Annotated in this window: 23 protein-coding genes and 2 tRNA genes; 15 read left to right on the top strand and 10 right to left on the bottom strand. The window is 61.9% G+C overall.

Annotation, left to right across the window (positions count from 1 at the left end; genetic code table 11):
- Window positions 1–190: 190 nt before the first annotated feature.
- Together mtaB and dapF are read right to left on the bottom strand one after the other, a co-directional pair.
- On the bottom strand, window positions 191–1,444 hold the full coding sequence (mtaB, locus tag T8A63_RS00990; RefSeq protein WP_322344740.1) for a tRNA (N(6)-L-threonylcarbamoyladenosine(37)-C(2))-methylthiotransferase MtaB: 1,254 nt from the start codon (window positions 1,442–1,444) through the stop codon (window positions 191–193).
- Complete coding sequence (gene dapF, locus T8A63_RS00995) at window positions 1,441–2,274, bottom strand: diaminopimelate epimerase (protein ID WP_322345638.1); 834 nt, start codon at window positions 2,272–2,274, stop codon at window positions 1,441–1,443. The genes mtaB and dapF overlap by 4 nt, the downstream gene beginning before the upstream one ends.
- Before the next feature lie 104 nt (window positions 2,275–2,378).
- Here dapF and T8A63_RS01000 point away from each other — a divergent pair.
- Window positions 2,379–2,454, top strand: a tRNA-Lys gene (locus tag T8A63_RS01000).
- 58 nt (window positions 2,455–2,512) lie between these two features.
- On the opposite strand, the gene T8A63_RS01005 is transcribed toward T8A63_RS01000, so the two are convergent.
- From T8A63_RS01005 to T8A63_RS01020, 4 genes are read right to left on the bottom strand one after another with little or no spacing between them, the layout of a single operon-like run.
- Window positions 2,513–3,361 (bottom strand): ABC transporter permease, encoded by an 849-nt coding sequence (locus T8A63_RS01005; RefSeq protein WP_322344741.1) that lies wholly within the window; start codon window positions 3,359–3,361, stop codon window positions 2,513–2,515.
- 4 nt (window positions 3,362–3,365) lie between these two features.
- Window positions 3,366–4,595 carry an ABC transporter permease gene (locus tag T8A63_RS01010; protein ID WP_322344742.1) on the bottom strand — a complete coding sequence of 410 codons (1,230 nt, stop codon included), beginning with the start codon at window positions 4,593–4,595 and terminating at the stop codon, window positions 3,366–3,368.
- A gap of 60 nt (window positions 4,596–4,655) precedes the next feature.
- The gene (locus tag T8A63_RS01015; RefSeq protein ID WP_322344743.1) at window positions 4,656–5,699 is read right to left on the bottom strand and encodes an ABC transporter substrate-binding protein; all 1,044 of its coding nucleotides are present in this window, start codon (window positions 5,697–5,699) and stop codon (window positions 4,656–4,658) included.
- A 60-nt stretch (window positions 5,700–5,759) separates the two neighbouring features.
- Window positions 5,760–6,851: an ABC transporter ATP-binding protein gene (locus T8A63_RS01020; protein WP_322344744.1), complete on the bottom strand. Its 1,092-nt coding sequence runs from the start codon at window positions 6,849–6,851 to the stop codon at window positions 5,760–5,762.
- A 236-nt stretch (window positions 6,852–7,087) separates the two neighbouring features.
- Between T8A63_RS01020 and T8A63_RS01025 the strand changes: the two genes are divergently transcribed.
- The 3 genes from T8A63_RS01025 to T8A63_RS01035 all read left to right on the top strand — a co-directional run bounded on the left by T8A63_RS01025 (window position 7,088) and on the right by T8A63_RS01035 (window position 8,965).
- Window positions 7,088–8,185 (top strand): NAD(P)/FAD-dependent oxidoreductase, encoded by a 1,098-nt coding sequence (locus T8A63_RS01025; RefSeq protein ID WP_322344745.1) that lies wholly within the window; start codon window positions 7,088–7,090, stop codon window positions 8,183–8,185.
- Window positions 8,186–8,314: 129 nt separating this feature from the next.
- Window positions 8,315–8,494, top strand: coding sequence for a hypothetical protein (locus tag T8A63_RS01030; RefSeq protein WP_269341980.1), 180 nt, complete (start codon window positions 8,315–8,317; stop codon window positions 8,492–8,494).
- 75 nt (window positions 8,495–8,569) lie between these two features.
- Window positions 8,570–8,965, top strand: coding sequence for a response regulator (locus T8A63_RS01035; RefSeq protein ID WP_300051021.1), 396 nt, complete (start codon window positions 8,570–8,572; stop codon window positions 8,963–8,965).
- A gap of 107 nt (window positions 8,966–9,072) precedes the next feature.
- Here the strand turns inward: T8A63_RS01035 and T8A63_RS01040 are convergent.
- Window positions 9,073–9,158 (bottom strand) — tRNA-Leu (locus T8A63_RS01040).
- A 168-nt stretch (window positions 9,159–9,326) separates the two neighbouring features.
- Here T8A63_RS01040 and T8A63_RS01045 point away from each other — a divergent pair.
- From T8A63_RS01045 to T8A63_RS01095, 11 genes are all read left to right on the top strand, one after another.
- Window positions 9,327–10,313: a complex I NDUFA9 subunit family protein gene (locus tag T8A63_RS01045; RefSeq protein ID WP_300051081.1), complete on the top strand. Its 987-nt coding sequence runs from the start codon at window positions 9,327–9,329 to the stop codon at window positions 10,311–10,313.
- The gene (locus tag T8A63_RS01050; protein ID WP_300051084.1) at window positions 10,313–11,119 is read left to right on the top strand and encodes an undecaprenyl-diphosphate phosphatase; all 807 of its coding nucleotides are present in this window, start codon (window positions 10,313–10,315) and stop codon (window positions 11,117–11,119) included. Before T8A63_RS01045 ends, T8A63_RS01050 begins: the two co-directional genes overlap by 1 nt.
- Before the next feature lie 159 nt (window positions 11,120–11,278).
- Window positions 11,279–12,712, top strand: coding sequence for an NAD(P)-dependent oxidoreductase (locus T8A63_RS01055; protein WP_322344746.1), 1,434 nt, complete (start codon window positions 11,279–11,281; stop codon window positions 12,710–12,712).
- Window position 12,713: 1 nt separating this feature from the next.
- A complete protein-coding gene (locus T8A63_RS01060) occupies window positions 12,714–13,187 on the top strand; it encodes a GFA family protein (protein ID WP_322344747.1) in 474 nt (157 codons plus the stop codon).
- Window positions 13,184–13,618 (top strand): GFA family protein, encoded by a 435-nt coding sequence (locus T8A63_RS01065; RefSeq protein WP_067942620.1) that lies wholly within the window; start codon window positions 13,184–13,186, stop codon window positions 13,616–13,618. The genes T8A63_RS01060 and T8A63_RS01065 overlap by 4 nt, the downstream gene beginning before the upstream one ends.
- A complete protein-coding gene (gene gltB / locus T8A63_RS01070) occupies window positions 13,615–18,147 on the top strand; it encodes a glutamate synthase large subunit (RefSeq protein WP_132444038.1) in 4,533 nt (1,510 codons plus the stop codon). The genes T8A63_RS01065 and gltB overlap by 4 nt, the downstream gene beginning before the upstream one ends.
- Window positions 18,148–18,396: 249 nt before the next feature.
- A complete protein-coding gene (locus tag T8A63_RS01075; RefSeq protein ID WP_322344748.1) occupies window positions 18,397–19,101 on the top strand; it encodes an SGNH/GDSL hydrolase family protein in 705 nt (234 codons plus the stop codon).
- A gap of 7 nt (window positions 19,102–19,108) precedes the next feature.
- Window positions 19,109–19,837, top strand: a complete 729-nt coding sequence (mtgA, locus tag T8A63_RS01080; protein WP_322344749.1) for a monofunctional biosynthetic peptidoglycan transglycosylase — start codon at window positions 19,109–19,111, stop codon at window positions 19,835–19,837.
- Window positions 19,838–19,895: 58 nt separating this feature from the next.
- Window positions 19,896–20,564 (top strand): glutathione S-transferase family protein, encoded by a 669-nt coding sequence (locus T8A63_RS01085; RefSeq protein WP_067624607.1) that lies wholly within the window; start codon window positions 19,896–19,898, stop codon window positions 20,562–20,564.
- Window positions 20,564–21,628 carry a tRNA epoxyqueuosine(34) reductase QueG gene (queG, locus tag T8A63_RS01090; protein ID WP_322344750.1) on the top strand — a complete coding sequence of 355 codons (1,065 nt, stop codon included), beginning with the start codon at window positions 20,564–20,566 and terminating at the stop codon, window positions 21,626–21,628. Before T8A63_RS01085 ends, queG begins: the two co-directional genes overlap by 1 nt.
- Before the next feature lie 11 nt (window positions 21,629–21,639).
- Window positions 21,640–23,646, top strand: a complete 2,007-nt coding sequence (locus T8A63_RS01095) for a hydantoinase/oxoprolinase family protein (protein ID WP_322344751.1) — start codon at window positions 21,640–21,642, stop codon at window positions 23,644–23,646.
- Window positions 23,647–23,675: 29 nt separating this feature from the next.
- On the opposite strand, the gene msrA is transcribed toward T8A63_RS01095, so the two are convergent.
- The 3 genes from msrA to T8A63_RS01110 form a co-directional block, all read right to left on the bottom strand.
- Window positions 23,676–24,185 (bottom strand): peptide-methionine (S)-S-oxide reductase MsrA, encoded by a 510-nt coding sequence (msrA, locus tag T8A63_RS01100; protein ID WP_067942613.1) that lies wholly within the window; start codon window positions 24,183–24,185, stop codon window positions 23,676–23,678.
- Entirely contained in the window at window positions 24,182–24,631 is a 450-nt protein-coding gene (gene msrB, locus T8A63_RS01105) for a peptide-methionine (R)-S-oxide reductase MsrB (protein WP_300051110.1), read from the bottom strand. The genes msrA and msrB overlap by 4 nt, the downstream gene beginning before the upstream one ends.
- A gap of 79 nt (window positions 24,632–24,710) precedes the next feature.
- Window positions 24,711–25,580, bottom strand: a complete 870-nt coding sequence (locus T8A63_RS01110; RefSeq protein ID WP_067942611.1) for a DMT family transporter — start codon at window positions 25,578–25,580, stop codon at window positions 24,711–24,713.
- Between the last annotated feature and the right edge of the window lie 54 nt (window positions 25,581–25,634).

Raw genomic sequence — 25,634 nt, forward strand, 5'->3', positions numbered from 1 at the left:
CGTAATGGTGGCGGCCATTTGGCCTAAAACCTCTCAACAGGGTCCGCCCGGTGGCACACCGGGCATCGCCCTCCCTCCCCCCGGAGGGCGATTTGGCGAGGTTTCATGATGCGGAGTCGTTTCGAGTACGGTAGCCGTTCCGACCACAGCCTCGTTCCATCGCCCCCCAGGGAGGGCGATGCCCTTCGCGCTAGGCGGTCAGCTGCGCGCCTGAAATTCCGGTGATCTCGGCCCGCACGATGTCGCCCTCGACCTGTGGCGCGGCAAAACTCACCTCGGTGAACTGCGCCGTGCGCCCCATGTGAGGGTTCTCCATCAGCACATCATGCGTTTGCCCCACCTGCGCCTCCAGATGCCGCTGCACTTGCCGCTCTCCCGCCGCGCGCAGCCGCGCCGCGCGGGTTTTAATCGCAGCACCGTTCACCGCGGGCATCCGCGCCGCGGGGGTGCCGGGGCGGGCGGAATAGGGGAAGACATGCAGCCATGTCAGGTCACATTCCTCGACCAGTTTCATCGAGTTTTCGAACATCGCTTCGGTCTCGGTCGGGAAACCGGCGATGATGTCGGCACCAAAGGTCATGTCGGGCCGCAAGGCGCGGGCCTCTTGGGCGAAACGGATCGCGTCGTCGCGCAGGTGGCGGCGTTTCATGCGCTTGAGGATCATGTCGTCGCCATGCTGCAACGACAGGTGCAGATGCGGCATCAGGCGTGGCTCCGTCGCGATGGCCTGCATCAGGCTTTCATCCACCTCAATCGAATCGATCGAGGAAATCCGCAATCGCGGCAGATCGGGCACCAGACGCAAGATTCGCATCACCAGATCGCCGAGCTTTGGCGTGGCAGGCAGATCGGCCCCCCATGATGTCAGATCGACCCCGGTCAGCACCACCTCGTTAAAGCCCTTGTCGACCAACCGCTTGATCTGATCCACCACGACCCCTGCGGGGACCGAGCGGGAATTGCCGCGACCGTAAGGAATGATGCAGAAGGTGCAGCGATGGTCGCAGCCGTTTTGCACCTGCACATAGGCGCGGCTCCGGGTGCCGAACCCGTCGATCAAATGGCCTGCTGTTTCAGTGACAGACATGATGTCGTCGACCTGCACGGTCTCGGTCTCGCCGATGAAATCGGCGGCCATGCCCTGCCATGTCGCACCCTGCATCTTTTCGGTGTTGCCGATCACGGCGTCGACCTCGGGCATGGCGTTAAAGGTCTCGGGCTCGGTCTGTGCGGCGCAGCCGGTGACGATCAGCCGCGCATCGGGGTGCGCCTTGCGCAGCTTGCGGATATCTTGGCGGGCTTTGCGCACAGCCTCGGCGGTGACGGCGCAGGTGTTGACCACCACGGCGTCTTGCAACCCGGCCTGTTCGGCCAGTTCCTTCATCGCCTCGGTCTCATAGGCGTTGAGACGACAGCCCATGGTGCTGAAGATCGGGGCGCTCATGTCAGGCTCTCCAGAAAGTCGGGGGTGAAGGTGCCGGAAAAGACATGGGCGGTCGGCCCCGTCATCCAGACGCCATCCTCGCGCCAATCGATGTGCAGCGTGCCGCCGTCGAGGTCGATACGCACGGCACGGCCCGTGAGGCCCCGGCGCGCGGCGGCCACGGCGGTGGCGCAGGAGGACGAGCCCGAGGCCAGCGTCACGCCCACGCCCCGCTCCCAAACGCGCATGCGGATGTGATCCGGCCCGACGATCTGCGCGACTTGCACATTGGTCCGCTCAGGATAAAGCGGGTCATGCTCGGCGCGGGGGCCGAGATCGGATAGGTCCACCGCCTCGGCATCATCGACGAAAAAGGTGCAATGCGGGTTGCCCATGCCGGTGGCGACGGGGTCGCCGTCAATCGGCAGGTGCAGCGTGTCCATTTCGCGCGCCAGCGGCACCTCGTCCCAACTCAACTGCGGGTGGCCCATGTTGACGGAGGTCAAGCCGCCCCCGGCGTCCTTCGCCACCAAGTCGCCCCGCGCGGTGGTCAAATGCAGCGAATCGCGGCCCGACTCGTCCATCAGATAGCGCGCGATGCAGCGGGTGGCGTTGCCGCAGGCGGCGGAGAGGGAGCCGTCACTGTTGTAAAACGTCAGATGCGCGTCGCCCGCGCCTTGTGTAATCACCGCAAGCTGATCGAATCCTACGCCAAATTGCCGGTGCCCGATGGCCTGCGCCATCGCCGGGGTCACGTCGATTGCCTCCGCGCGTGCGTCAAACACGACGAAGTCATTGCCTAGCCCATGCATTTTCATGAAGGGCAATCCGGGGGTCTGATCGCTGTACATTCGGGGCATATAACCCCGGCATGAAAACTAATCCAGCATCTCGCATTATTTTCGTAATTAAGGGCTTGACCCTGCCGCCCGTAATTTCTAGTTACCCGCCTAGTGGGCCGTTAGCTCAGTTGGTAGAGCAACTGACTTTTAATCAGTAGGTCGATGGTTCGAACCCATCACGGCTCACCACTCACCCTCCCCGAATATGGTTGTGGATCAGGTGTTTGGTGCCGTGAAAGCGGTTCGCCTATTCCTGCCCGCGCAGCCGCGCCGAGCGTCGGCGCAGGGCTTCCAGCACGAAAAGCATCGTCGCCGAGAGCACCACCAGCAGCGTTGCCACCGCCAGAATCGTCGGGTTGATCTGCTCGCGCAGACCCGAGAACATCTGCCGCGGAATCGTGCGCTGTTCGGGGCCTGCGAGGAAGAGCACCAGCACCACCTCGTCAAAGGATGTGACAAAGGCGAAGAGCCCGCCCGAGATCACGCCGGGGCGAATGAGCGGTATCACCACGTCCCAGAACACCTTGATCGGAGAGGCCCCAAGGCTCAGCCCCGCCACGAAGAGCGAGCGGTCAAAACCGCTGAGCGTGGCGGTGACGGTGATGATGACAAAGGGCACGCCAAGCGCCGCATGGGCGATGATCAGCCCGGTGAAGGTGCCGACCAGATTGAACTGCGTGTAGAAAAAGAACATGCCCGCCGCGATGATGATCAACGGCACGATCATCGGCGACAGCAACAGTGCGGTAATGATCCGTTTGAACGGCATCCAAGGCGAGGCGAGGCCGACGGCGGCCAGTGTCCCCAGCACCGTAGCGATGCTTGCCGCAGCGATGCCGACGAGGAAGGAGTTGCGGATCGCGATGCGCCATTTCTGGTCATCGACGATCTCCTGATACCAGCGCGTTGAATAGGCGTCGGGGTCGAGCGACAGCATGCCTTGGGTAAAGGTAAAGAAGGGCTCGGCATTGAACGACAGCGGCATGATCACGAGGATCGGCAGCATCAGGAAGACCAGCACAAGCCCCGCCATGATGCGCAGGCCATAGTGCCCCGCCTTGTGCCAGATCGTGTAATAGTCGGGCAGTTGGCTCATGACGTCATCCCAGCTTGAGGTTGTCGGTGCCGACGAAACGGTCGAACAGCCAGTAGAGAACGAGGATCAGGATCAAGAGGAGCGAGCCAAGCGCCGCCGCCAGTTCCCAGTTGTTCGAGACCTGCATGTGGAAGGCGATGATGTTGGAGATCATCTGACCATCGGTGCCTCCCACCAGCGCAGGCGTGATGTAGTAGCCAACCGAGATGATGAAGACCAAGAGCGCCCCGGCAGACAAGCCCGGCAGGCTCATCGGCAGGTAGATTTTGTACCACGCGCCGATGGGGTTCGAGCCCATCGAAATCGCGGCGCGCATGAAGCTCGCGTCGATCCCGCGCATCACCGCGTAGAGCGGCAGCACCATGAAGGGCAGCAGGATATGGGTCATGGCAAGGATGGTGGAGAACTCATTGTAGAGCAGTTCAATCGGCTCATTGATCAGCCCCGCCCAAATCAGCGTAGAGTTCACCACGCCGCCCGCTTGCAGCAGCGCGATCCAAGCGGTCGTGCGCACCAGAAGCGAGGTCCAGAAGGGCAGCAGCACAAAGACCATCAGAAAATTCGCCATCGCCGGAGAGGCTTGGGACATGTAGAAGGCCAGCGGATAGCCGAGCAACATGGTCAGCCCGGTGATGATCAGCGCCATCTTCAGCGTCTTGGTATAGAGCTGTTTGTAGATCTGCGTGTCGCGCATGACGATTTCGCCCTCGGCGTCGTACTCCAGATCGACGGCGGTAAGGTAATAGCTTGAGGTGTAGGCCTGCCCGGCACTGCGGATCGCGCGCCATGTGGCGGGTTTGGCCCAGCGGTCATTCTCGGCCAGCAGCATCTCGGCCCCGTTGGCGGCGAGTTCCGCATCATCGGCACGGCGCAGACCGCGGGCGGTGGATTTGATCACGCTCGACATGCCCGGCAGGGCGCGGTTGATCTCATCGGCGAATTTGCCGGAGGTGCGGTTGCCCGCCATGCGCTTCATGTCGATGGCCATTTGCGTCACCACAGCCGGATCGGGCAGGGTCTCACCCTCCCAGTCTTCCAGCATGGTCAGCGTCTCAGGCACCAGTTCGGCGACCGTCGGGTTATAGACACTGCGAAACAGCATCGTGGTGATCGGGGCCACAAAGGCAAAAAGGATAAAGACCAGCAGCGGCACCACGAACAAAAACGCCTGCAGGCGGCGTCTGCGCATTTGGCGACGGGCGTTGGCGGCGTCTTGGGAACTGAGGCTGGACACGCGTTTACTCTTCTATAGGGGTTGGTTGCCCCGCGCCCGGTCAGGCGCGGGGCAGGGTGCTTATTGCAGCAGCCATTCGTTGAACTTCTCGCCCAACGTCTCACCATAGTCGGCCCAGAAGATACCATCGGCCTTCACGCCCTCATCAAGGTGCGCGGTGGGCAGGTCTTTCTTGACCTCTTCGGGCAGCAGCGCCTGAGCAGAGGCGCGGGTCGGGCCGTAGGCCACGTCCTGCATCCCCGAGAGCGGCACGGTGCCTGTGGCGAACTTGATGAACTCCATCGCCTCTTCTTTCTTCTCGGTGCCTTTCATGATCGCCCAAACGTCGAGGTCATAGATGTGGCTGTCCCAGACGATCTCGAAGGGGGCGCCATCGTCCTTGATTGCGGCAAAGATACGACCGTTGGCGGATTGCACCATGGTGGCACCGCCGTCGTTCAGCAGGACGGGGGCCTGAGACCAGCTGTCATACCAAGTGATCTCGTCCTTGATGGTGTCGAGCTTGGCGAAGGCTTGGGCTTGGCCCTCTTCGGTGGCGAGCACTTCATAGACTTCTTCGGGGGCAACGCCATCGGCCAGCAGCGCCCATTCCATGTTCACTTGGGGGCGCTTGCGCAGACCACGTTTGCCGGGGAACTTCTCGGTGTCAAAGAAGTCTTCGATGGTTTTCGGGCCTTCGCCGTTTTCGGTGTTCACCGCAAAGACGACGGACCAAACGATATTGCCGACGCCACACTCATTGGCTAGCGCGTCTTCGATGAAGTCATCCGCCGCCGGGGTGCCATCATCGCCATCGGGCAGAACCGATTGGTCGATCACTTCCAGATAACCTTCGGCGCAAGCGCGTTCGAGGTCGATCACTTCGATGTCGACGACATCCCACAGGATGTTGCCCGCTTCGACCTGCGCCTTCATCTCAGCAACGCCGCCGCCGTAGTCCTCGAACAGGACGTTGGTGCCGGATTCCTTCATGTAGGGTTCAATCATGTGCTCCATCTGTGCCGCGCCATAGGCGCCGCCAAAAGATGTCACTGTCAGATCCTGGGCCAGAGCAGGGCTGGCAAGCAGCGCCGTCGTGGCCAGATACGTCAGATGTTTCTTCATCGGGTCTCTCCTTGTTGTGTCCAGGTCTTTTGCGGGGCCCCGGTTTGCCCCCGGTCGCCCTTAATTGGCAAAGGCGATGCAATCTTTCGTCAGGGACAACAGCTGCGCCGTCGCGCCGTCTTCGAATTCTGGCGCGGACAGGTCGTTGAGCACTTTGACGATAATGTCGGTGCCGTCGGGTAGGCGGAAATAATAGCGGATGAAATCGCCCACATAGATGCGCGTGACAAAGGTCGCCGTCAGCGCGTTGTCATGGGCGTGGGTCGTGGGGTGAATGAACAGTTTCTCGGGCCGGATGGAGACGCGGCATTGCGCGCCTTCGGTCAGCCCTTCGGAAGTTTGCGTGGTGATGGTGCCGGTGTCTGTCTCGACCTTGGCAAGGTCGCCATCGATCTTGCTGACCTTGCCCTGCACAAAGTTATTCTCACCAATGAACTCGGCCACGAAGGCATTGACCGGGCGCTCATACAGTTCCGCCGGTGGGGCGCATTGCTGCACGACGCCATCGTTGAAGACCGCGATCCGGTCCGACATCGAAAGTGCCTCGGTCTGGTCGTGGGTCACGTAGATCACGGTAAAGCCGATCTGCTTGTGCAGGCGGGTGATCTCGAACTGCATCTGTTCGCGGAGGTTCTTGTCGAGCGCACCCAAGGGTTCGTCCATCAGGATCAGCGTCGGCTGAAAGATCATCGCGCGGGCCAGCGCCACACGCTGCCGTTGGCCGCCGGAAAGCTGACCGGGGCGGCGGTCGCCAAAGGCCGAAAGTTCGACCAATGCGAGATACTCGGCCACGCGCTCTTTGATATCCGCCTTGGACATTTTGCGAACGCTGAGCGGATAGGCGAGGTTTTCGGCCACCGTCATATGCGGGAACAGCGCGTAGTTTTGGAACACCATGCCGATATTGCGCTTGTTCGGCGCGGTCTTGTTGATCGACCGGCCATTGATCGCGATATCGCCCGAGGTGACGCTTTCAAACCCCGCCAACATCATCAGAACGGTGGTTTTGCCCGACCCGGAGGGGCCAAGAAGGGTGATGAACTCCCCCTCCTGCACATCCATGTCGAAGCCTTTGACGACGAGGTTTTCCTGATCGTAGCTCTTCTTGACGTTGTCAAAACGCAGAAAAGTCTCTGCTTTGGTGTCTTTCATTGTGCCGCGGCTCTCCCTGTCGCTGGGGGGAGTTAAACAGGTGCGATGATTCTAAACAATATGTTGTATCGTTTAAGAGAATCGGCCCCCCTTAAGGCGCTTATCGGGTGAGCATGTGACCACTTTGGCGGCACAGTCGGCAGGTTTTGGCATCCCGGGCGGGAAATTTATGACCCCGCGCCTATGTGGATAGCCAACCGCATGGGCAAGATTGTCCGGCAGACTGGGATGACCACATGGAGACAGCACCGATGGGCAAACGTATCGCAATCGTAGGGGGCGGGTATCTGGGGGCAGATCTGGCCAAGGCGATGGACGACATTGCCGATGTCACATTGATCGAACCGCGCAGCCATTTTGTGCATGCCTCTGCGATGATCCGCGCCGTGGTGCAGCCCAGTTTGGTCGAAGACTCGCTGATCCCCTATGACCGCTTGCTGAAACGCGGCCGTGTCGTTGCGGCGCGGGCGACGGGTGTGGACGGGGAGGGTGTGACCCTTGATAGCGGCGCGCGGGTCGACGCAGATTACATCGTTGTCGCGACCGGCTCAAACTATGCCGCGCCCTTCAAGCCCAAAGGCGCAGACATCGACGGGTTGCGGGCCGCGAGCCGAGCCGCGCATGAAAAGCTACAGGCGGCCAAGACCGTCGGCATCATCGGCGCCGGGGCTGTGGGGGTTGAGCTTGCGGGCGAGATTGCCGAGGCCATGCCCGACAAAAAGATCACCGTGATCACCATGGACGACAAGCTCTTTGCGGCCAAGCCGGACAGCCTTGGGGCTTCGCTGAGCAAGAAGTTAAAGGCCAGCGGGGTGGAGCTTATCCTCGGCAAAAAGGTCGAAGGGCTTACCTCTATGACAGAGCCGCATGCGGGCAGTGTGACCCTCGAAGGAGGACCTGAACGCGCATTCGATCTGATCTTTCCCGTGTTGGGGGCGCGCGCCTGTTCTGACCTGCTGAAGAACCTTCCCGGCGCAGAGGTCACCGCCGCAGAGCGGATCAAGACCGATGGCCATCTGCGCCCCTCGTCCCTGCCCAACGTCTTTGCCGCCGGGGACGTGGCGGACCCCGGTGACAACATGACCATCGTCGCGGTCAGCCGGCAATTGCCTTGGTTGAAAAAGACCCTCACCGGGCTGATCACGGGCCGCAAACTGGCGGATATGAAAACCTACCGCCCGTGGGGTACGGAGGCGCCGATCGTGCTGCCCTTGGGGCCGGAGCGCGGCAATAGCTTTTTGATGCTGTTCACAGCAGGCGATTGGATAACGAAAAAGGTGAAAGGCGCGGATCTGTTCGTGCCAAAGTACCAAAAGCTGCTGAACCGTCGCTGACGGGGCGCTTTTCGTAGTCTGAAAGTGACGTGGCATATACCTAAGAATAGGGCCGTTATCCTGACGCCAGCAGGCATTGAGCGGCGACATGTGTGAAGGTTGATAAACGTCAACTCAGGAGCACAAGCCATGTCCATTCAGTTCAGCCACAGTTTCGATGCCGCCCAAAACGTCACAGAGATCACCCCGATCACCGCCTGCGTCAGCATGGGCAAATACGCGACCGCGCAGGGGGAGCTTGTCTGGCAAAAGGGTGAGATCGCCTGCATCCGCTCCGACACGGCGCTGTTTGTCGGCAAACGCATTTAAGCATTCACACGATATTAAGTGCCACGCCGCTACGGTGGCCCCCGGGGCGTTGTTTAGAAGGTAAGGTGCGGTGAAATGAACTGGAATGCTATCGTTATAGACGATTCAGAGATTGCGCGGCAGTTCATTCAGGCGTCCCTCGCCGAAGTCGGATTTTCATGCGTGGCGGATTATGGATGCCCCGCCCAAGCCTTGGCCGCGCTCGCGAAGGAACGGATCGCGACAGATGTGATCATCACGGATTTCATGATGCCCGCGATGGACGGGCTTGAGTTTTGTAGCCATGTCAGAGGTCTGCCATTCTACCACGGCGTTCCGGTCGTCATGATCTCAACCCGAAAAGACGCGGATCTGCTGCGCCGCGCTTTGGCAGCAGGGGCAAGCGACTGTTTGAAAAAGCCTTTTAGCCTGTCAGAGCTTGGAAGGCGGCTGCAGTTATGTCTGAAAAACGCAGGCGTTGCGGTTCAATAGCGGGTGCGTCTGCACGCAGACTGGGCGGCATAACGCCCCGTTGCGGGGCGCGTAGCGTCGGGGTCGGTTAAGACCTGATCTACAGTCAATCATCTGTCGGGGAATATTGGTGCCCAGGAGAGGACTCGAACCTCCACACCGTTGCCAGTACTAGCACCTGAAGCTAGCGCGTCTACCATTCCGCCACCTGGGCACGTATCGTGTGGGGTGCTCTAAGGCTCAGCCGGGTGACTGTCAATCGCAATTTGAGCGAAATCTAGAAAATCCTGCGCGAGGATCGCTACAACCGGGGGTTTGGCCTTGTGACAGCGGCGGCGCACGGGTACATCCTGTCAGAGAATTTATCTACAGGAGCGGCAGAATGTCTAAGCTGGTCACGATTTATGGCGGTTCGGGGTTTGTCGGACGCTATATCGCGTATCGCATGGCCAGAGCTGGTTGGCGGGTACGGGTGGCGGTGCGCCACCCCAACGAAGCGCTCTTTGTGCGGACCTATGGTGTGGTTGGCCAAGTCGAACCTGTTTTGTGCAACATTCGCAACGATGGCTCCGTGCGCGACGCCCTGCGTGGGGCGGACGCGGTCGTGAACTGCGTGGGCATTCTGGTCGAAACCGGCAAGAACAGCTTTGACGCGGTGCAGTCCGAAGGGGCGGAGCGTATCGCCCATATGGCCGCAACCGAAGGAGTTGGTCGTTTCGTGCATGTCTCTGCCATCGGCGCGGACATGGAGGCCGAGAGCGACTATGCCCGCACCAAGGGCGAGGGCGAGGCCGCCATTCTCAAACATATGCCTGAGGCCGTGATTCTGCGCCCCTCGATCATGTTTGGCCCCGAGGATGAGTTCTTTAACCGCTTTGCGGGCATGACCCGCACCGGCCCGATCCTACCGGTCGCCGGTGCCTCTACCCGGTTCCAGCCGGTCTTTGTCGATGACGTTGCCAAAGCGGCCGAAAAGGCTCTGGAGGGGCAGGCCCCCGCGGGTGTCTATGAGCTTGGTGGCCCTGATGTGGATACTTTCCGCGGCCTGATGCAGCGTATGCTTGAGGTGATTCACCGTCGGCGTTTGGTGCTCAACATGCCGTGGTTCTTAGCCAAGATCGTCGCCTTTGGGTTCGACATGGTGCAGGCCGCGACCTTTGGTCTTTTCACCAACAAGATGCTGACCCGCGATCAGGTCAAAAACCTGCGCAATGACAACGTTGTGGCAGAAGGGGCGCGCGGCTTTACCGAGCTTGGCATCACCCCCACCGCGATGGACGCGGTGCTGCCCGACTATCTCTGGCGGTTCCGACCCTCGGGGCAGTATGACGCCATCAAAGCATCGGCACGTAACCTGCGGCAGGGATAATGGAACAGTCAACCACTCTGATCGCCGCCTTTCTGGGTTTGCTGGAGGGGCTGACAGAGTTCATCCCCGTATCTTCGACCGGGCATCTTCTGTTGGCCGGTCACTTCTTGGGCTTTGAGAGCGCCGGGCGGACCTTTGAGGTCGTGATCCAATTGGGCGCGGTGCTGGCGATCCTGACAGTTTATTCCGCACGGCTTTGGGCGGTATTCTCCGCCGCGCCGCATGATCCGCAGGCACGGCGGTTCATCTGGTCGGTGCTTCTGGCCTTTCTGCCTGCGGTGTTCATCGGCGTCTTGGCCCATGATTTCATCAAGACGGTCCTGTTCGAAACACCTCTGCTGATCGCCATCATGTTGGTGCTGGGCGGGGTGGTGCTGCTGATCGTGGATCGCATCGCACCTGCGCCGACCCATTCCGACGCGACCAAATTCCCGCTTTCCATGGCGTTCAAGATCGGCGTCATCCAATGCCTTGCCATGGTGCCGGGCACCTCGCGGTCGGGCGCGACGATCGTTGGCGCCCTGTTGCTGGGGGCCAGCAAACGCGCCGCGGCGGAATTCTCGTTCTTTTTGTCGATGCCGACGATGGCGGGCGCCTTTGCCTATGACATCTACAAGAACCGCGATGTGCTGGATGCCTCTGCCATGGGCGAGATTGCTGTGGGCTTTGTCATGGCCTTTATCTCTGCCGTCTTCGTAGTGCGTTGGGTGCTCGATTACATCAGCCGCTATGGCTATGCGCTTTTTGGGTGGTGGCGAATCCTTGTAGGTGGTGTCGTGATCATTGCGCTTTGGGCAGGGTTTTGACGCTTAGGTCCGTATCGGACCTTAAATGATGCATAAAAATGACCTGGGGGCGATCCATTTGCCCGGAAAGAGGTAAATAGGTCAGCACTGCTGTCTTTTATTTACTTGGGCGCTCTCGTATACGAGCCTTCTGACGGAATTTGTCGAAGGAGCGGGTATATGGCGAAGCAGGTCATGCTGAAATTTACAGACGTTGCGCGGGATATGCCCGAAAAGCGCCCGCCCGATTTGCGCCGGACGGATTTCGACGAGATTTATGCCGAATATGCAGATGCCAAAGCGGCTGAACAGTCCAGCCGGTGCAGCCAATGCGGCGTGCCCTACTGCCAGACCCATTGCCCTTTGCACAACAACATCCCCGACTGGCTTCGCCTGACTGCGGAAGGGCGTCTGCAAGAGGCCTATGAGATCAGTCAGGCGACCAATACCTTCCCCGAGATCTGTGGCCGCATCTGCCCGCAGGACCGCCTGTGCGAAGGCAACTGCGTGATCGAGCAGTCGGGCCATGGCACCGTCACCATCGGCTCGATCGAGAAATACATAACCGACACCGCATGGGAGCAGGGCTGGGTCAAACCCGCCGCCCCACGCGAAGAGCGCGCTGAAAGCGTTGGCATCATCGGTGCCGGCCCCGGCGGTCTGGCAGCGGCGGACATGCTGCGCCGCGCGGGGGTGCAGGTCACCATCTATGACCGCTACGACCGTGCGGGCGGGTTGCTGACCTATGGCATCCCCGGCTTCAAGCTGGAGAAAGACGTGGTCGAGCGCCGCAATGCACAGCTCGCCGAAGGTGGCGTGACCTTTGAATTGAACTGCGATGTGGGCGTCGACCTTAGCTTTGGCGCGATCCGGGGCAAACATGACGCGGTGATCATTGCCACCGGCGTTTACAAAACGCGCGAGATCGAAGCCCCCGGCGTGGGCGGGTTCGGTGTGGAGCGGGCGATTGACTTCCTCACCGCCTCCAACCGCAAAAGCTTTGGCGACTCGGTCGATGAATTCGAAAATGGCCGTCTGAATGCTGCGGGTAAGAAAGTCGTCGTGATCGGCGGTGGCGACACCGCGATGGACTGCGTGCGCACCTCGATCCGCCAAGGCGCGGAGAGCGTGAAATGCCTCTACCGTCGGGACCGGGCCAATATGCCGGGCAGCCAACGCGAAGTACAAAACGCCGAGGAAGAAGGCGTGATCTTTGAATGGCTCAGCGCACCCAAGGGCTTTGTCGGCGATCCGGTGACCGGCGTCATGGTTCAGAAAATGCGCCTTGGCGCGCCGGATGTCACTGGCCGTCAGGCGCCCGAGGTCATCGAAGGTGCGGATTACGTCGAAGAGGCCGATCTGGTCATCATGGCTCTGGGCTTTGAACCCGAAGACCTGCCGACCCTTTGGAACGAGCCGGACCTGCCGGTGAACCGCTGGGGCACGATCAAAGCCGATTACGTCACCGGGGCGACGGCGCTTGATGGCGTCTATGCCGTGGGCGACATCGTGCGCGGGGCGAGCCTTGTGGTCTGGGCCATCAAGGATGGCCGCGACTGCGCGCAGGCGATCCTTGATGATTTCAACGGGGCGCAGCGCATCGCTGCGGAATGAAATGAGTGCTGGTGCAGCCATCAAAGCGGACAACGCCATGGGGGGGGAAGCTCACCACGGCCACTGTCTGTGCGGCGCGGTCACGGTGGATGTGACCGGGCCGTTGGCTGCGATTTCGGCCTGTCATTGTGACCTCTGCACCCGGTGGAGCGGCTCTGTCCAGATGGGGATCGAAGTGCCACGCGCGCGGGTTTCCCACAAGGGACCGATCCGGACCTATGCCTCATCCTCCTTTGCCGAGCGGGCGTGGTGCGAGACCTGCGGCACGGCGGTTTGGTTTGCCGATACCAAAGGAGAGAACGCGGAGCTGCTGGAACTGGCTCCGGGGCTCTTCGATGGCTTCGGCGGGGCAAAGCTGGCGCGTGTGGTCTATGCCGACCGCGCCCCAAGCAACTTTGCCCTGGCCGGAGAACTGGAGCGGGTGAGCAAAGCCGATTACGAGGCCCGCGCCCTGCATGTGGAGGACAAGCAATGAGCCTTTTGAGCGGTCATTGCCTTTGCGGGGCGGTCACGGTCAGCTTTGAGCCGTTGAAAGACGCGCTTGGTGCCTGCCACTGCGAGATGTGCCGCCGTTGGACCGGCAGCGCTTTCCTTGAGATCGACGCAAAACCGGGCAGCCTGACCTATGACGGCCCGGTGAAATCCTATGCCTCTTCGGACTGGGCAGAGCGGGCATGGTGCGACAGTTGCGGCAGCACGCTTTGGTATCACCTCACGCTGCCGGGGCATGACTATTACTCACTCTCTGCCGGGTTGGTGGAGAATGCGGGCGGCCTGCCGCTCAAGACCGAGATTTACATAGATGTGAAGCCCGACGGCTATGCCTTTGCCGGGGACCACGAGATCAAAACCAAGGCCGAAGTCGAAGCAGGATTTGCGGCGTTTGTGGAAGGAACCAAGCCATGACCAAATATGATGACGCCTGGGTGGCCCGCGAAGAAGCCAAACGCGCGATGATGGCCGATAAGGGCATGTATAGTTTCGAGGAAGAGCATTCTTCCTGCGGCGTGGGCCTTGTGGTCAACATCAACGGTGAGAAGACCCGCGAGGTCGTGCTGAACGGGATCAACGCGCTCAAGGCGATCTGGCACCGCGGCGCGGTTGACGCAGATGGGATGACCGGCGATGGCGCGGGCATCCACGTGCAGATCCCTGTGCCCTTCTTTTATGAGCAGGTCCGCCGCACCGGCCACACCCCGCGCGAGAACGAGCTGATCGCCGTGGGCCAAGTCTTCCTGCCGCGCACCAACTTTGCCGCGCAAGAAACCTGCCGGACCATCGTGGAGACCGAAGTGCTCCGCATGGGCTATTACATCTACGGCTGGCGGCATGTGCCGGTGGACATCTCCGTGTTGGGCGAAAAGGCCAACGCGACCCGGCCCGAGATTGAGCAGATCCTCATTTCCAACGCCAAAGGTGTCGACGAAGAGACCTTTGAGCGTGAGCTTTATGTCATCCGCCGTCGCATCGAAAAAGCCGCCATCGCCGCGCAGGTGCCGCAGATGTACATCGCCTCGATGTCCTGCCGCAGCATCATCTACAAGGGCATGATGCTGGCCGAACAGGTGGCCGAATTCTATCCCGACCTGAAGGACGACAAGTTCATCAGCGCCTTCGCGATCTATCACCAGCGTTACTCCACCAACACCTTCCCGCAGTGGTGGCTGGCACAGCCCTTCCGCATGTTGGCCCATAACGGTGAGATCAACACCCTCAAGGGCAACATGAACTGGATGAAGAGCCATGAGATCCGCATGGCCTCTGCTACCTTTGGCGACATGGCCGAGGACATCAAACCGATCGTGGCCTCGGGGTCCAGCGACTCTGCCGCACTGGATTCCGTGTTCGAGGTGCTGGTCCGCGCGGGCCGCTCCGCGCCGATGGCCAAGACGATGCTGGTGCCGGAATCGTGGTCGAAACAGGCGGTGGAACTGCCTCAAGCATGGCGCGACATGTATTCCTACTGCAACTCCGTGATGGAGCCGTGGGACGGCCCCGCCGCATTGGCGATGACCGATGGCCGCTGGGTTTGCGCCGGGCTTGACCGGAACGGCCTGCGCCCGATGCGCTATGTGGAAACCTCCGACGGCATGTTGATCGCCGGGTCCGAGGCCGGGATGGTGCCGCTGGACGAGGCGCGGGTCGTGCGCAAAGGCGCGCTTGGCCCCGGGCAGATCATCGCGGTCGATATGGAAGAGGGCAAACTCTTCAACGATACCGAGATCAAGAACAAGCTCGCGTCGAACCAGCCCTTCGGCGAATGGGTCGGCAAGATCACCGAGATGGATGATGTCCTTGGCCGCGTCACCGAAAAGCCGCTGTTTGACGGGGCCGAACTGCGCCGCCGTCAGGTGGCTGCGGGCTATACCATCGAAGAGTTGGAACAGATCCTCGCGCCTATGGCCGAGGATGGGAAAGAGACGCTGGCCTCAATGGGCGATGACACGCCCTCGGCGGTCTTGAGCGGCCAGTACCGCCCGCTGAGCCACTTCTTCCGTCAAAACTTTAGCCAAGTCACCAACCCGCCGATCGATTCCTTGCGCGAATTCCGGGTGATGAGCCTCAAGACGCGCTTCGGTAACCTCAAGAACGTGCTCGACGAAGACAGCTCCCAGACCGAGATCCTCGTGCTCGACAGTCCCTTCGTCGGCAATGCGCAGTTCGAAGAACTGATGGCGCAGTTCAAGGTGCATACCGTGTCCATCGACTGCACCTTTGAGGCGGGCAACGGCAATCTCAGTGCCGGTCTGGCGCGGATTCGGGCCGAGGCGGAAGACGCCGTGCGCTCTGGCGCGGGCCATCTGGTGCTGACCGATCAGCACAGCGGGGCCGACCGGGTCGCGATGCCGATGATCCTTGCGACCAGCGCGGTGCACAGTCACCTCGTGCGCAAGGGTCTGCGGACCTTTACCTCGCTCAACGTGCGTGCGGCGGAATGTGTCGACCCGCATTACTTCGCGGTGCTTGTGGGCTGCGGCGCGACCGTGGTGAACGCCTATCTGGCCGAAGATTCCCTCGCCGACCGGATTGAGCGCGGGCTTCTGGACATGACCTTGACGCAGGCGGTGCAGAAATACCGTGAGGCGATTGACCAAGGTCTGCTCAAGATCATGGCGAAGATGGGGATTTCCGTGATCTCGTCTTATCGCGGCGGTCTGAACTTTGAGGCTGTGGGCCTTTCGCGCGCCATGTGTGCCGAGTACTTCCCCGGCATGACCAGCCGTATCTCCGGCATCGGTGTCGTCGGCATTCAGCGCAAGGCCGAAGAGGTCCACGCCAAAGGCTGGCAGGGCGACGGGGTCGTGATGCCGATTGGCGGTTTCTACAAGCAGCGCAAGACGGGCGAAAAACACGCTTGGGAGGCGAGCAGCATGCATATGCTGCAAATGGCCTGCAACAAGGCGTCCTATCAGATGTGGCAGCAGTATTCGAAAAAGATGCAGAGCAACCCGCCGATCCATCTGCGTGACCTGCTCGACATCAAGCCCAAGGGCACGCCGGTGCCATTGGAGGAGGTGGAGAGCATCACCTCGATCCGCAAGCGTTTCGTAACGCCGGGCATGTCGCTGGGCGCGCTTTCCCCAGAGGCGCATAAGACGCTGAACGTGGCGATGAACCGTATTGGCGCGAAATCTGACAGCGGCGAGGGCGGCGAAGATCCGGCGCATTTCGTGCCAGAAAGCAACGGCGACAATCCGTCGGCCAAGATCAAACAGGTCGCCTCGGGCCGCTTTGGCGTGACGGCGGAGTATCTGAACCAATGCGAAGAGTTGGAGATCAAGGTCGCACAGGGTGCCAAGCCCGGTGAGGGTGGGCAGCTTCCCGGCATGAAGGTCACCGATCTGATCGCGCGGCTGCGGCATTCGACCAAGGGCGTGACGCTGATCTCGCCCCCGCCGCACCACGACATCTACTCGATCGAAGACCTTGCGCAGCTGATCTATGACCTCAAGCAGATCAACCCGCGCTGCAAGGTGACGGTCAAGCTGGTGGCGTCGAGCGGTGTCGGCACGATTGCTGCGGGGGTGGCCAAGGCCAAGGCCGACATCATCCTGATCTCGGGCCATAACGGTGGCACCGGGGCCTCGCCTGCGACCTCGATCAAATATGCGGGTCTGCCGTGGGAGATGGGCCTCACCGAGGCGCATCAGGTTCTGTCGATGAACAACCTGCGCGACCGGGTGACATTGCGCACCGATGGTGGCCTGCGCACCGGACGCGACATCGTCATGGCTGCGATGATGGGGGCCGAGGAATATGGCATCGGCACCGCCGCGCTGATCGCTATGGGCTGCATCATGGTCCGCCAGTGCCAGTCGAATACTTGCCCCGTGGGTGTTTGCACACAGGACGAAGCTCTGCGTGGCAAGTTCACCGGCAATGCGGACAAAGTGGTGAACCTCATCACCTTCTACGCCACAGAGGTGCGGGAAATTCTCGCCAGCATCGGGGCACGCAGTCTTGATGAAGTGATCGGGCGCGCGGACCTGTTGACGCAGGTCAGCCGAGGTTCGGCGCATTTGGATGATCTGGACCTCAACCCGCTGTTGATCACCGTCGATGGCGCACATGAGAACGTCTATGACCGCGACAAACCGCGTCAGGTGGTGCTTGATACGCTTGATGCGCAGATCGTCCGGGATGCCGCGCGTTTCCTTGAGGATGGTGAGAAGATGCAGCTGTCCTACGCCGTGCAGAACACGCACCGGACGGTCGGCACGCGGGTTTCGAGCCATATCGTGAAACGCTTCGGTATGCGCAATTCCCTGCAGCCGGACCACTTGACGGTGAAGCTGACCGGGAGTGCCGGACAATCGCTCGGCGCCTTCGCGGCACCGGGGCTGAAGCTCGAAGTCTCGGGCGATGCCAACGACTATGTCGGCAAGGGTCTGTCGGGCGGTACGATTGTGGTGCGGCCTTCGATGGCGAGCCCAGTGGTGGCGTCGGAGAATACGATCATCGGCAACACGGTGCTTTATGGTGCGACGGCGGGCTACCTCTTTGCCGCGGGCCGGGCGGGCGAGCGTTTCGCGGTGCGCAACTCGGGCGCGCATGTGGTGATCGAAGGCTGCGGCAGCAACGGTTGTGAATATATGACTGGCGGTGTGGCGGTGATCTTGGGCGAGATCGGCGCGAACTTTGCCGCCGGGATGACCGGGGGGATGGCCTATCTCTATGATCCCGACGGGCTGGCGCCGAAGCTGATGAATGCCGAAACAATTGTGACCTGCCCGGTCAGCGTCGAGCATTGGTTGGACCAGTTGCACGGGCTGCTGGAGCGTCATGTCGCCGAGACCAACAGCCGCAAGGCCGCCGATATTCTTCAGCATTGGGAGACTGAGAAGCACAACTTCCTGCAGGTCTGCCCGAAGGAGATGCTGGTGCATCTGCCCGCGCCGCTGTCAGTGGAAGAGACGGCAGTTCCAGCGGAGTAAGTTATCCCCCGCGCGGCTTCGGTCGCGCGGGGCGGACATCGCATGTCCGTGGGGTGGCGATTGAAACGCCGCTTCGGGCCACTTTATGGCGCAGCGATGATGTGTGTTCGCGAAGGTTCGCCCAGCCTCACCAAATCGCCAGCCCGCCGGGACGGGCAGGCGATGGCCCGGCGCCTGCGGCTTGATTCCGGGCTGGGGTGGTATTTAAAAGTGTCTGCGCTACCTCTGCCTCTCCACGGGAGGCAGATCATGCGAAGAATTCTAGCGGTATTGCTGATAGTCACGGGCCTCAGCGCCTGCACCGACACCGCACCGCGTGGCGGGGGCGATATCCTCGTGCTGGGCGATTCCATCGTGGCGTGGAATGGAGGCCGCTCGATTCCCGATGTCATTGCCAACCAAACGGGCCGCAGCGTCACCAGCCGTGCCGTGCCCGGCGCGCAGTTCGACAACGGCTCGACCATCGCCTCTGCCGTTGGCTTTGACATTCAGCAGCAGTTCCCCGGCGGGCGCTGGAACTGGGTGGTGGTGAATGGCGGTGCCAACGATCTGAGCGCCGATTGCGGCTGCGGGGCCTGCGGGGCCTCGGTGAATGCGCTGATCGCACCGGACGGTCAAAGCGGCAGCATCCCCGCCTTCTTGCAACGCCTCCGTGCCCAGACCGGGGCGCAGGTCATGTGGATGGGCTATTACGCAGGCTCCGGCTCAGGCTCCTTTGCCGGATGCCGCGATGATCTGGTCGAAATCGAATCCCGCATCGCCACTTTCGCTGCAGGCCGCCCGGGGATCCATTTCGTCGATTCCGAAGACGTGATCGACCGGGGGGACCGCGGGCTTTTTGCCGGGGACAACGTGCATCCCTCCGCCCGTGGCTCCGCCCGGATCGGTGCCTACCTCGCCCAAGAAATCACCGCGCGCGAGAACCGTTCACAAAATCCCGCAGACGGCCTATAGCTGATCCATGGCGACACGGAAAAAGACCGCCCCCAAGGGCAAGAAATCGAGCAAGGCAAGCCCCCCGTTGAAGAAACGCGCGGGCCGCTGGGTGGTGCGCGCCTTGGCGTTGACCTTTGTCTTGGCTGTGCTGCTGGTGCTGCTGTTCCGCTTCGTCAACCCGCCCACCGGGGTCTACATGCTTTCGGAATCGCGCCGTCTGGGTGGGGTGCAGCGCGACTGGGTGCCGCTTGAGCAGATCGCCCCCGTGATGGCCCGCGCGGCTGTCGCGGCAGAGGATGCGAATTTTTGCAACCACTGGGGCTTTGACATGCAGGCCATTCGCACCGCGATTGAAAATGGCTCTGCCCGCGGGGCGTCCACGATCAGCCAGCAAACGGTCAAGAACGTCTATCTTTGGCATGGCCGCTCGTGGCTGCGCAAAGCACTTGAGGCCGGGATGACTCCGCTGGTCGAAACCCTTTGGCCCAAGCGCCGGATCATCGAGGTCTATTTGAATGTGGCCGAGTTTGACGAAGGTGTCTTTGGCGTCGGCGCTGCGGCCCCGCATTACTTTGGCGTCGCGGCCGCAGACCTGAGCCCGACGCAGGCCGCCCGGCTTGCCGCGATCCTGCCCGACCCGAAAGAGCGTTCCGCCTCCCGGCCCGGTGACTTTACCCGCAAGCGCACGGCCCAGATCATGGACGGGGCGGCGACCATCCGCGCGGACGGTCGTGCCGCTTGTTTCGAGAGTTGAAAATCCTCCCGCCAGCAGGCATGGAAGAGTGCTATCCCTTTAACCACACGGACTTTATATGACGGCTCGCTTGTTTCACGTTCCCTTGTCCCCCTTCTGTCGCAAGGTGCGGCTTAGCCTTGGGGAGAAGAAGATCGAGGTGGAACTGGTCGAGGAGCGCTATTGGGAGCAAGACCCCGATTTCCTGCGCCGCAATCCGGCGGGCAAGGTGCCGGTGCTGCGGTTGGACGGGATCATGATGGCGGAAAGCGCCGCGATCTGTGAGTATATCGAAGAGACCCGCCCAGAGGCGTCATTGCTGCCCAGCGACCCGGTGCAGCGCTTGGAAGTGCGCCGTCTGGTCAGCTGGTTCGACGACAAATTCCACGACGAGGTGACCTCGAAACTGCTGTACGAGCGGGTCAACAAGAAGGTCACCAAACAGGGCTACCCGGACAGCAAGAACGTGAAGGCCGGGGCCAAGGCGATCAAATATCACCTCGACTATATGGCGTGGCTGCTGGACCACCGCCGCTGGCTGGCGGGCGATGTAATGACGCTGGCCGATTTCGCCGCCGCCGCGCATCTGTCGTCGCTCGACTATATCTCAGACGTGGATTGGAACCGCTCTGACGTGGTTAAGGACTGGTACGCCAAGATCAAATCGCGTCCCGCCTTTCGGTCGATCCTCGCCGACCAATTGCCGGGCTTCCCGCCGCCGGTGCATTACAACAACCTCGACTTCTGATGCCTGCCCGCCCCCGCGCCGAGATCGGGCCGGAGGCCCTCAAGGCGCGGGTGGTGGCTCGGGCGCTTGAGGAAGGCTTTGTCGCCTGCCGCATTTGCCGCCCCGATGATGTGCCCGAAATGCCCGAACGGCTCGCCCGTTTTGTCGAAGCCGGGTTTCACGGGCAGATGGGCTGGATGGAAGATCGGATGCATTGGCGCGGCAATCCCGCAGCACTCTGGCCCGAGGCGCGGTCGGTCATCATGCTGGCCGAAAGCTACACCCCCGAACATGACCCCCGCGCGGTATTGGAACATCCCGACAAGGGGGCGATCTCAGTCTATGCGCAGGGGCGTGACTACCACGATATCGTCAAGAAACGGCTGAAACGGCTGGCGCGTTGGCTGATGGAGGAGGCCCGCGCGGCTGACCCCGAGGTGAAGGTTTTCGTCGATACCGCCCCGGTGCCGGAAAAGGCGCTGGCGCAGGCGGCGGGGCTCGGCTGGCAGGGCAAACATACCAATCTTCTCAGCCGGAGATTCGGCAATTGGGCCTTTTTAGGGTCTGTTTTCACAACGTTTGATCTCGCCCCCGATGCGCGGGAGGTCGACCACTGCGGGTCATGCCGCGCCTGCCTTGAGGCTTGCCCGACAGATGCCTTCCCTGCGCCCTATCAACTCGACGCGCGGCGCTGCATTTCCTATCTGACGATCGAACACAAAGGGCCGGTCGATCTGGACCTGCGCGAGAAGATGGGCAACCGGATCTATGGCTGCGACGATTGCCTTGCCGCTTGCCCGTGGAACAAATTTGCCGTGGCGGCCAGTGATATGCGCTATCACGGCCCCGCAGTGCAGCCGGCGGACTTGGCAGAGTTGGCGACGCTGGATGATACCGCGTTCCGCGCGCGCTATTCCGGCTCTCCGATCAAACGCATCGGGCGGGATCGCTTTGTGCGCAACGTGCTCTATGCCATCGGCAATTCCGGGCTGGCGCGGCTGCGCCCGGTGGCGCAATCTCTAACCGAAGATGCTGACCCCACCGTGGCCGATGCCGCGCGTTGGGCGGCAGAACGGTTGGCATAGGAGGCACGCCCATGGCGGTGTTATTGGGTGTGGACACGGGCGGCACCTATACCGACGCGGTGCTGATCCGCGATGAGACAGAGGTGATCGCCTCGGCCAAAGCGCTGACGACCCGCGTCGATCTGGCTGTTGGCGTGGGCAATGCGGTCAGCGCGGTGCTGGCGCAGTCCGGCATGGCGGCGGATCAGATCGCCATGGCTTCGCTCTCCACCACGCTGGCGACCAACGCGCTGGTCGAGGGGCAGGGCGGCCGCGTGGCGCTGATCTATGTCGGGTTTCGCGCTCCTGATCTTGAGGTGCATGGGCTGTCAGAGGCGCTGCGGGGTGACCCTTGCCTGCTGCTGACTGGTGGGCACGACCATGCGGGGGCCGAGGTTGCACCGCTGGACGAGACAGCCCTAATCGCCTTTTTAGAGACGCATAGGGTCGATGTAAGCGGCTTTGCCGTGGCCAGCCAATTCGCCACGCGCAATCCGGCACATGAGCAGCGGGTCGCGGAACTGGTGGCAGCGGTCACGGGGCGTCCGGTGTCGGCGTCTCACAATCTATCGGCCAAGCTGAACGGGCCTAAGCGGGCGCTGACGGCATTGCTGAACGCGCGGCTGATTGGCATGATCGATCGGCTGATAGGCCGGGCTGAGGATCAATTGCGCAGCTTGGGCATCAACGCCCCGATGATGGTGGTGCGCGGCGACGGTGCCTTGATGTCGAGCGCCCAGGCCCGCGAGCGCCCGATCGAGACGATTCTCAGCGGCCCTGCCGCGTCGCTCGTAGGCGCGCGCTGGTTGACCGGGGCAGAGACGGCGCTGGTGTCGGATATCGGCGGGACGACGACCGATGTAGCGCTGTTGCGCGACGGACGCCCGGCGATTGATCCGGCGGGTGCGCAGGTTGGCCTTTATCGAACCATGGTCGAGGCGGTGGCGATGCGGACCCATGGCTTGGGCGGTGACAGCGAAGTGCATTTCACGTCCCAAGGTCTGACCGCGGGCGTGACCCTAGGGCCGAAGCGGCTGCTGCCGATCTCTCTCCTTGCGGTGGAGGCGGGCGAGGTGGTGCATAGAGCATTGGACGCCCAAATGCGGCGGAGTGTCGTGGGGGAGCATGATGGCCGTTTTGTGCGGGCCGTGCCGGGTCAAGAGGTCGAAGGTCTGGTCCCGCGCGACTTGGCACTGCTGGAGCGGATCGGCACCGATGTCTGGCCCTTGGGCGACGTGCTGCGGAACCGGGTCGAACAGGGCGCTTTGAACCGGTTGGTGGCGCGCGGGCTGGTGCAGGTGGCGGGGGTTACGCCCAGTGATGCGAGCCATGTCGCCGGGCATCTTGTCGCATGGGACAGCGCGGCTGCGCATAAGGCGTTGGCGTTGTTCGGACGCAAGCGCGGCGGCTCGGGCCTGCGGTTCTGCCCCGAGCCCGAGAGCCTTGCCAAAATCATCATCGACCAGCTGACCGATCAGACCGCTTTGGCCCTGTTAGAGACCGCTTTTGCCGAAGAATCCCCCGCCTTTGACCTGCCGCCCGAGACCTTGGCACGGCATGCTTTGATGCAGCGTGGCCTGTCGGGGCATCGCGGCGTGCTGCGGATTGATGCGGGTCTGAACTTGCCTGTCGTGGGCTTGGGCGCTTCGGCGGCGACCTACTACCCGGCGGTAGGAAAGAGACTGGGGAGCGAGATGATCCTGCCTAGCCACGCCCATGTCGCCAATGCCATCGGTGCGGTGGTGGGGCGGGTGATCATGCGTGAAAGCGGCACTGTCACCGTCCCGCACGAAGGGGTGTTTCGCGTTCATCTGGCCAATGGCCCACAGGATTTCCCGGATGCCGAACGCGCTTTGGCCGAAGCAGAGACTGCTTTGACCGAAACCGCCCGCGCGCGGGCCCACTCAGCCGGGGCCGCACAGATCGAGTGCCACGTGACGCGCGATATTCGTATGGCCGAGATTGAGGGGCGGGAGGTGTTTGTCGAGGCCGCGCTTACCGTCGAAGCCTCGGGGCGGCCGCGCGTGGCGGCGGGCTGACCCCCGGCGCGGTGCCGGGGGCAGCATCGTTACTCAGCCGCTGCGCGTTTGGGCAGTACCCAATCGGCGCGCGGGAAATGGCAGGTGTAGCCATTGGGCAGACGTTCCAGATAGTCCTGATGCTCTGGCTCTGCCTCCCAGAAATCGCCAACGGGTTCGATCTCGGTCACGACTTTGCCCGGCCACAGGCCAGAAGCTTCGACATCGGCGATGGTATCTTCGGCGACCGCTTTTTGTTCATCGTCGACATAGTAGATCGCGGAACGGTAGCTCATCCCACGGTCATTGCCCTGACGGTTCATCGTGGTGGGGTCGTGGATCTGAAAGAAAAACTCCAGCAACTCGCGGTAGGAGGTCTTCTCGGGGTCGAAGTTGATCTCGATCCCTTCGGCATGGGTGCCATGGTTGCGGTAGGTCGCATTGGGCACGTCGCCGCCGGTATAGCCGACGCGGGTCGAGACCACACCGGGGCGGCGGCGGATCAGATCTTGCATCCCCCAGAAACAGCCACCGGCCAATACTGCGCGTTCGGTTGTCATGTCACATTCTCCACTTGGTTGAGATACTCGCCATAGCCTTCGGCCTCCATGTCGTCACGGTGCACGAAGCGCAAAGAGGCGGAGTTGATGCAATAGCGCAGCCCACCGCGATCCGGTGGGCCGTCGGGAAAGACGTGACCAAGGTGGCTGTCGCCGTGCTTGCTGCGCACCTCGGTGCGGACCATGCCGAGCGAGGCGTCTTCCAACTCTTCGACATAGGCTGGCACAATCGGTTTGGTAAAGCTGGGCCAGCCACAGCCGCTTTCGTATTTGTCACCGCTGGCGAACAAAGGCTCGCCCGAGACGATGTCAACGTAGATGCCCGGCTCTTTGTTGTTCAGGTATTTGCCGGTGCCGGGGCGTTCGGTGCCGCTGCGTTGCGTGACGTGGAACTCTTCGGGGCTCAGCGCATCAATCGCGGCGTTGGTTTTTTCGTAGCGGGGCATGGCGTCCTCCATTCATGGGCTTGGCCTATTAGATGGGGTGTGGCGGTGAAATTCAAAGGGTTTGCGGCTCACACTGGCGTTACGCCTTGCGTTGCCGCGAGATCTGCACGGCAAGGATGCCGCCTGCGATGATGGCGACGCCAAGGATGTCGCGCGGACCCAGCGTTTCGCCCAGCAGCAGGGCCGCGATGGCCACGCCGAAGAACGGGTTGAGAAAGTGGAAGGTCGCCGCCCGCGTGGCGCCGATGCGGTTGACCAGCCAGAACCAGACCACGGTGGCGGCAAGGCCGGGGACAAGGCAGGTATAGGCGAAGGCGAGCGTCAGGCGCAGGCTGGGGTCGATGCGGGGTGTCTCAAACAGCAGGGTGGCGATGGAGAGGGCCACGCAGCCGACAAGCATTTGCAAGCCCACCACCATGAGAAAGTTGCCGCCGGATGTCGCGCCGCGCACAAGCAGGGTGGCCGCGGTGAGGGCCACCACGCCGATGGCGCAGAGGATGAGACCATAGAGGTCGACTTGCCCGCCGAGGCGCGCGCCCATGATGATGGCGACGCCGATGACACCGGCAAACAGTCCCGCAATGCCCAAGGGGCGCAGCTTTTCTCCCAGGAACGCCCACGCGGCGAAACCCACGAGCAGCGGCATGGTGGAAGCGATGATCGCGGCAAGGGACGCCTCGATGGTCTGCATGGCGATGAAGTTAAGCCCAAGGTAAACCGCGTTTTGTAGCACGCCGAAGATGATCGTCGCGCGCCATTGCGCGGGGGTGAGCCGCCAGCTTTGGCCTAAGGCCAGCGCGATGCCGACGCCGATCAGGCCGGAAATCAGGTAGCGCAGAGAGAGAGCCAGTAGGGGCGAGGCATCCATCACGATGATACGGGCAGAGGTGAAGGCCGAGGACCACATCACGGCAAAGGCCAGTCCCATGAGAATTGCGCGGATGTCCATGAAATGCCCCCTGTGCTGAACTTGCTAAGCAATGGCGGGTTTGAAGGGGGAGGG

The sequence above is a fragment of the Sulfitobacter sp. OXR-159 genome, from assembly GCF_034377145.1.
Lineage (GTDB): Bacteria > Pseudomonadota > Alphaproteobacteria > Rhodobacterales > Rhodobacteraceae > Sulfitobacter.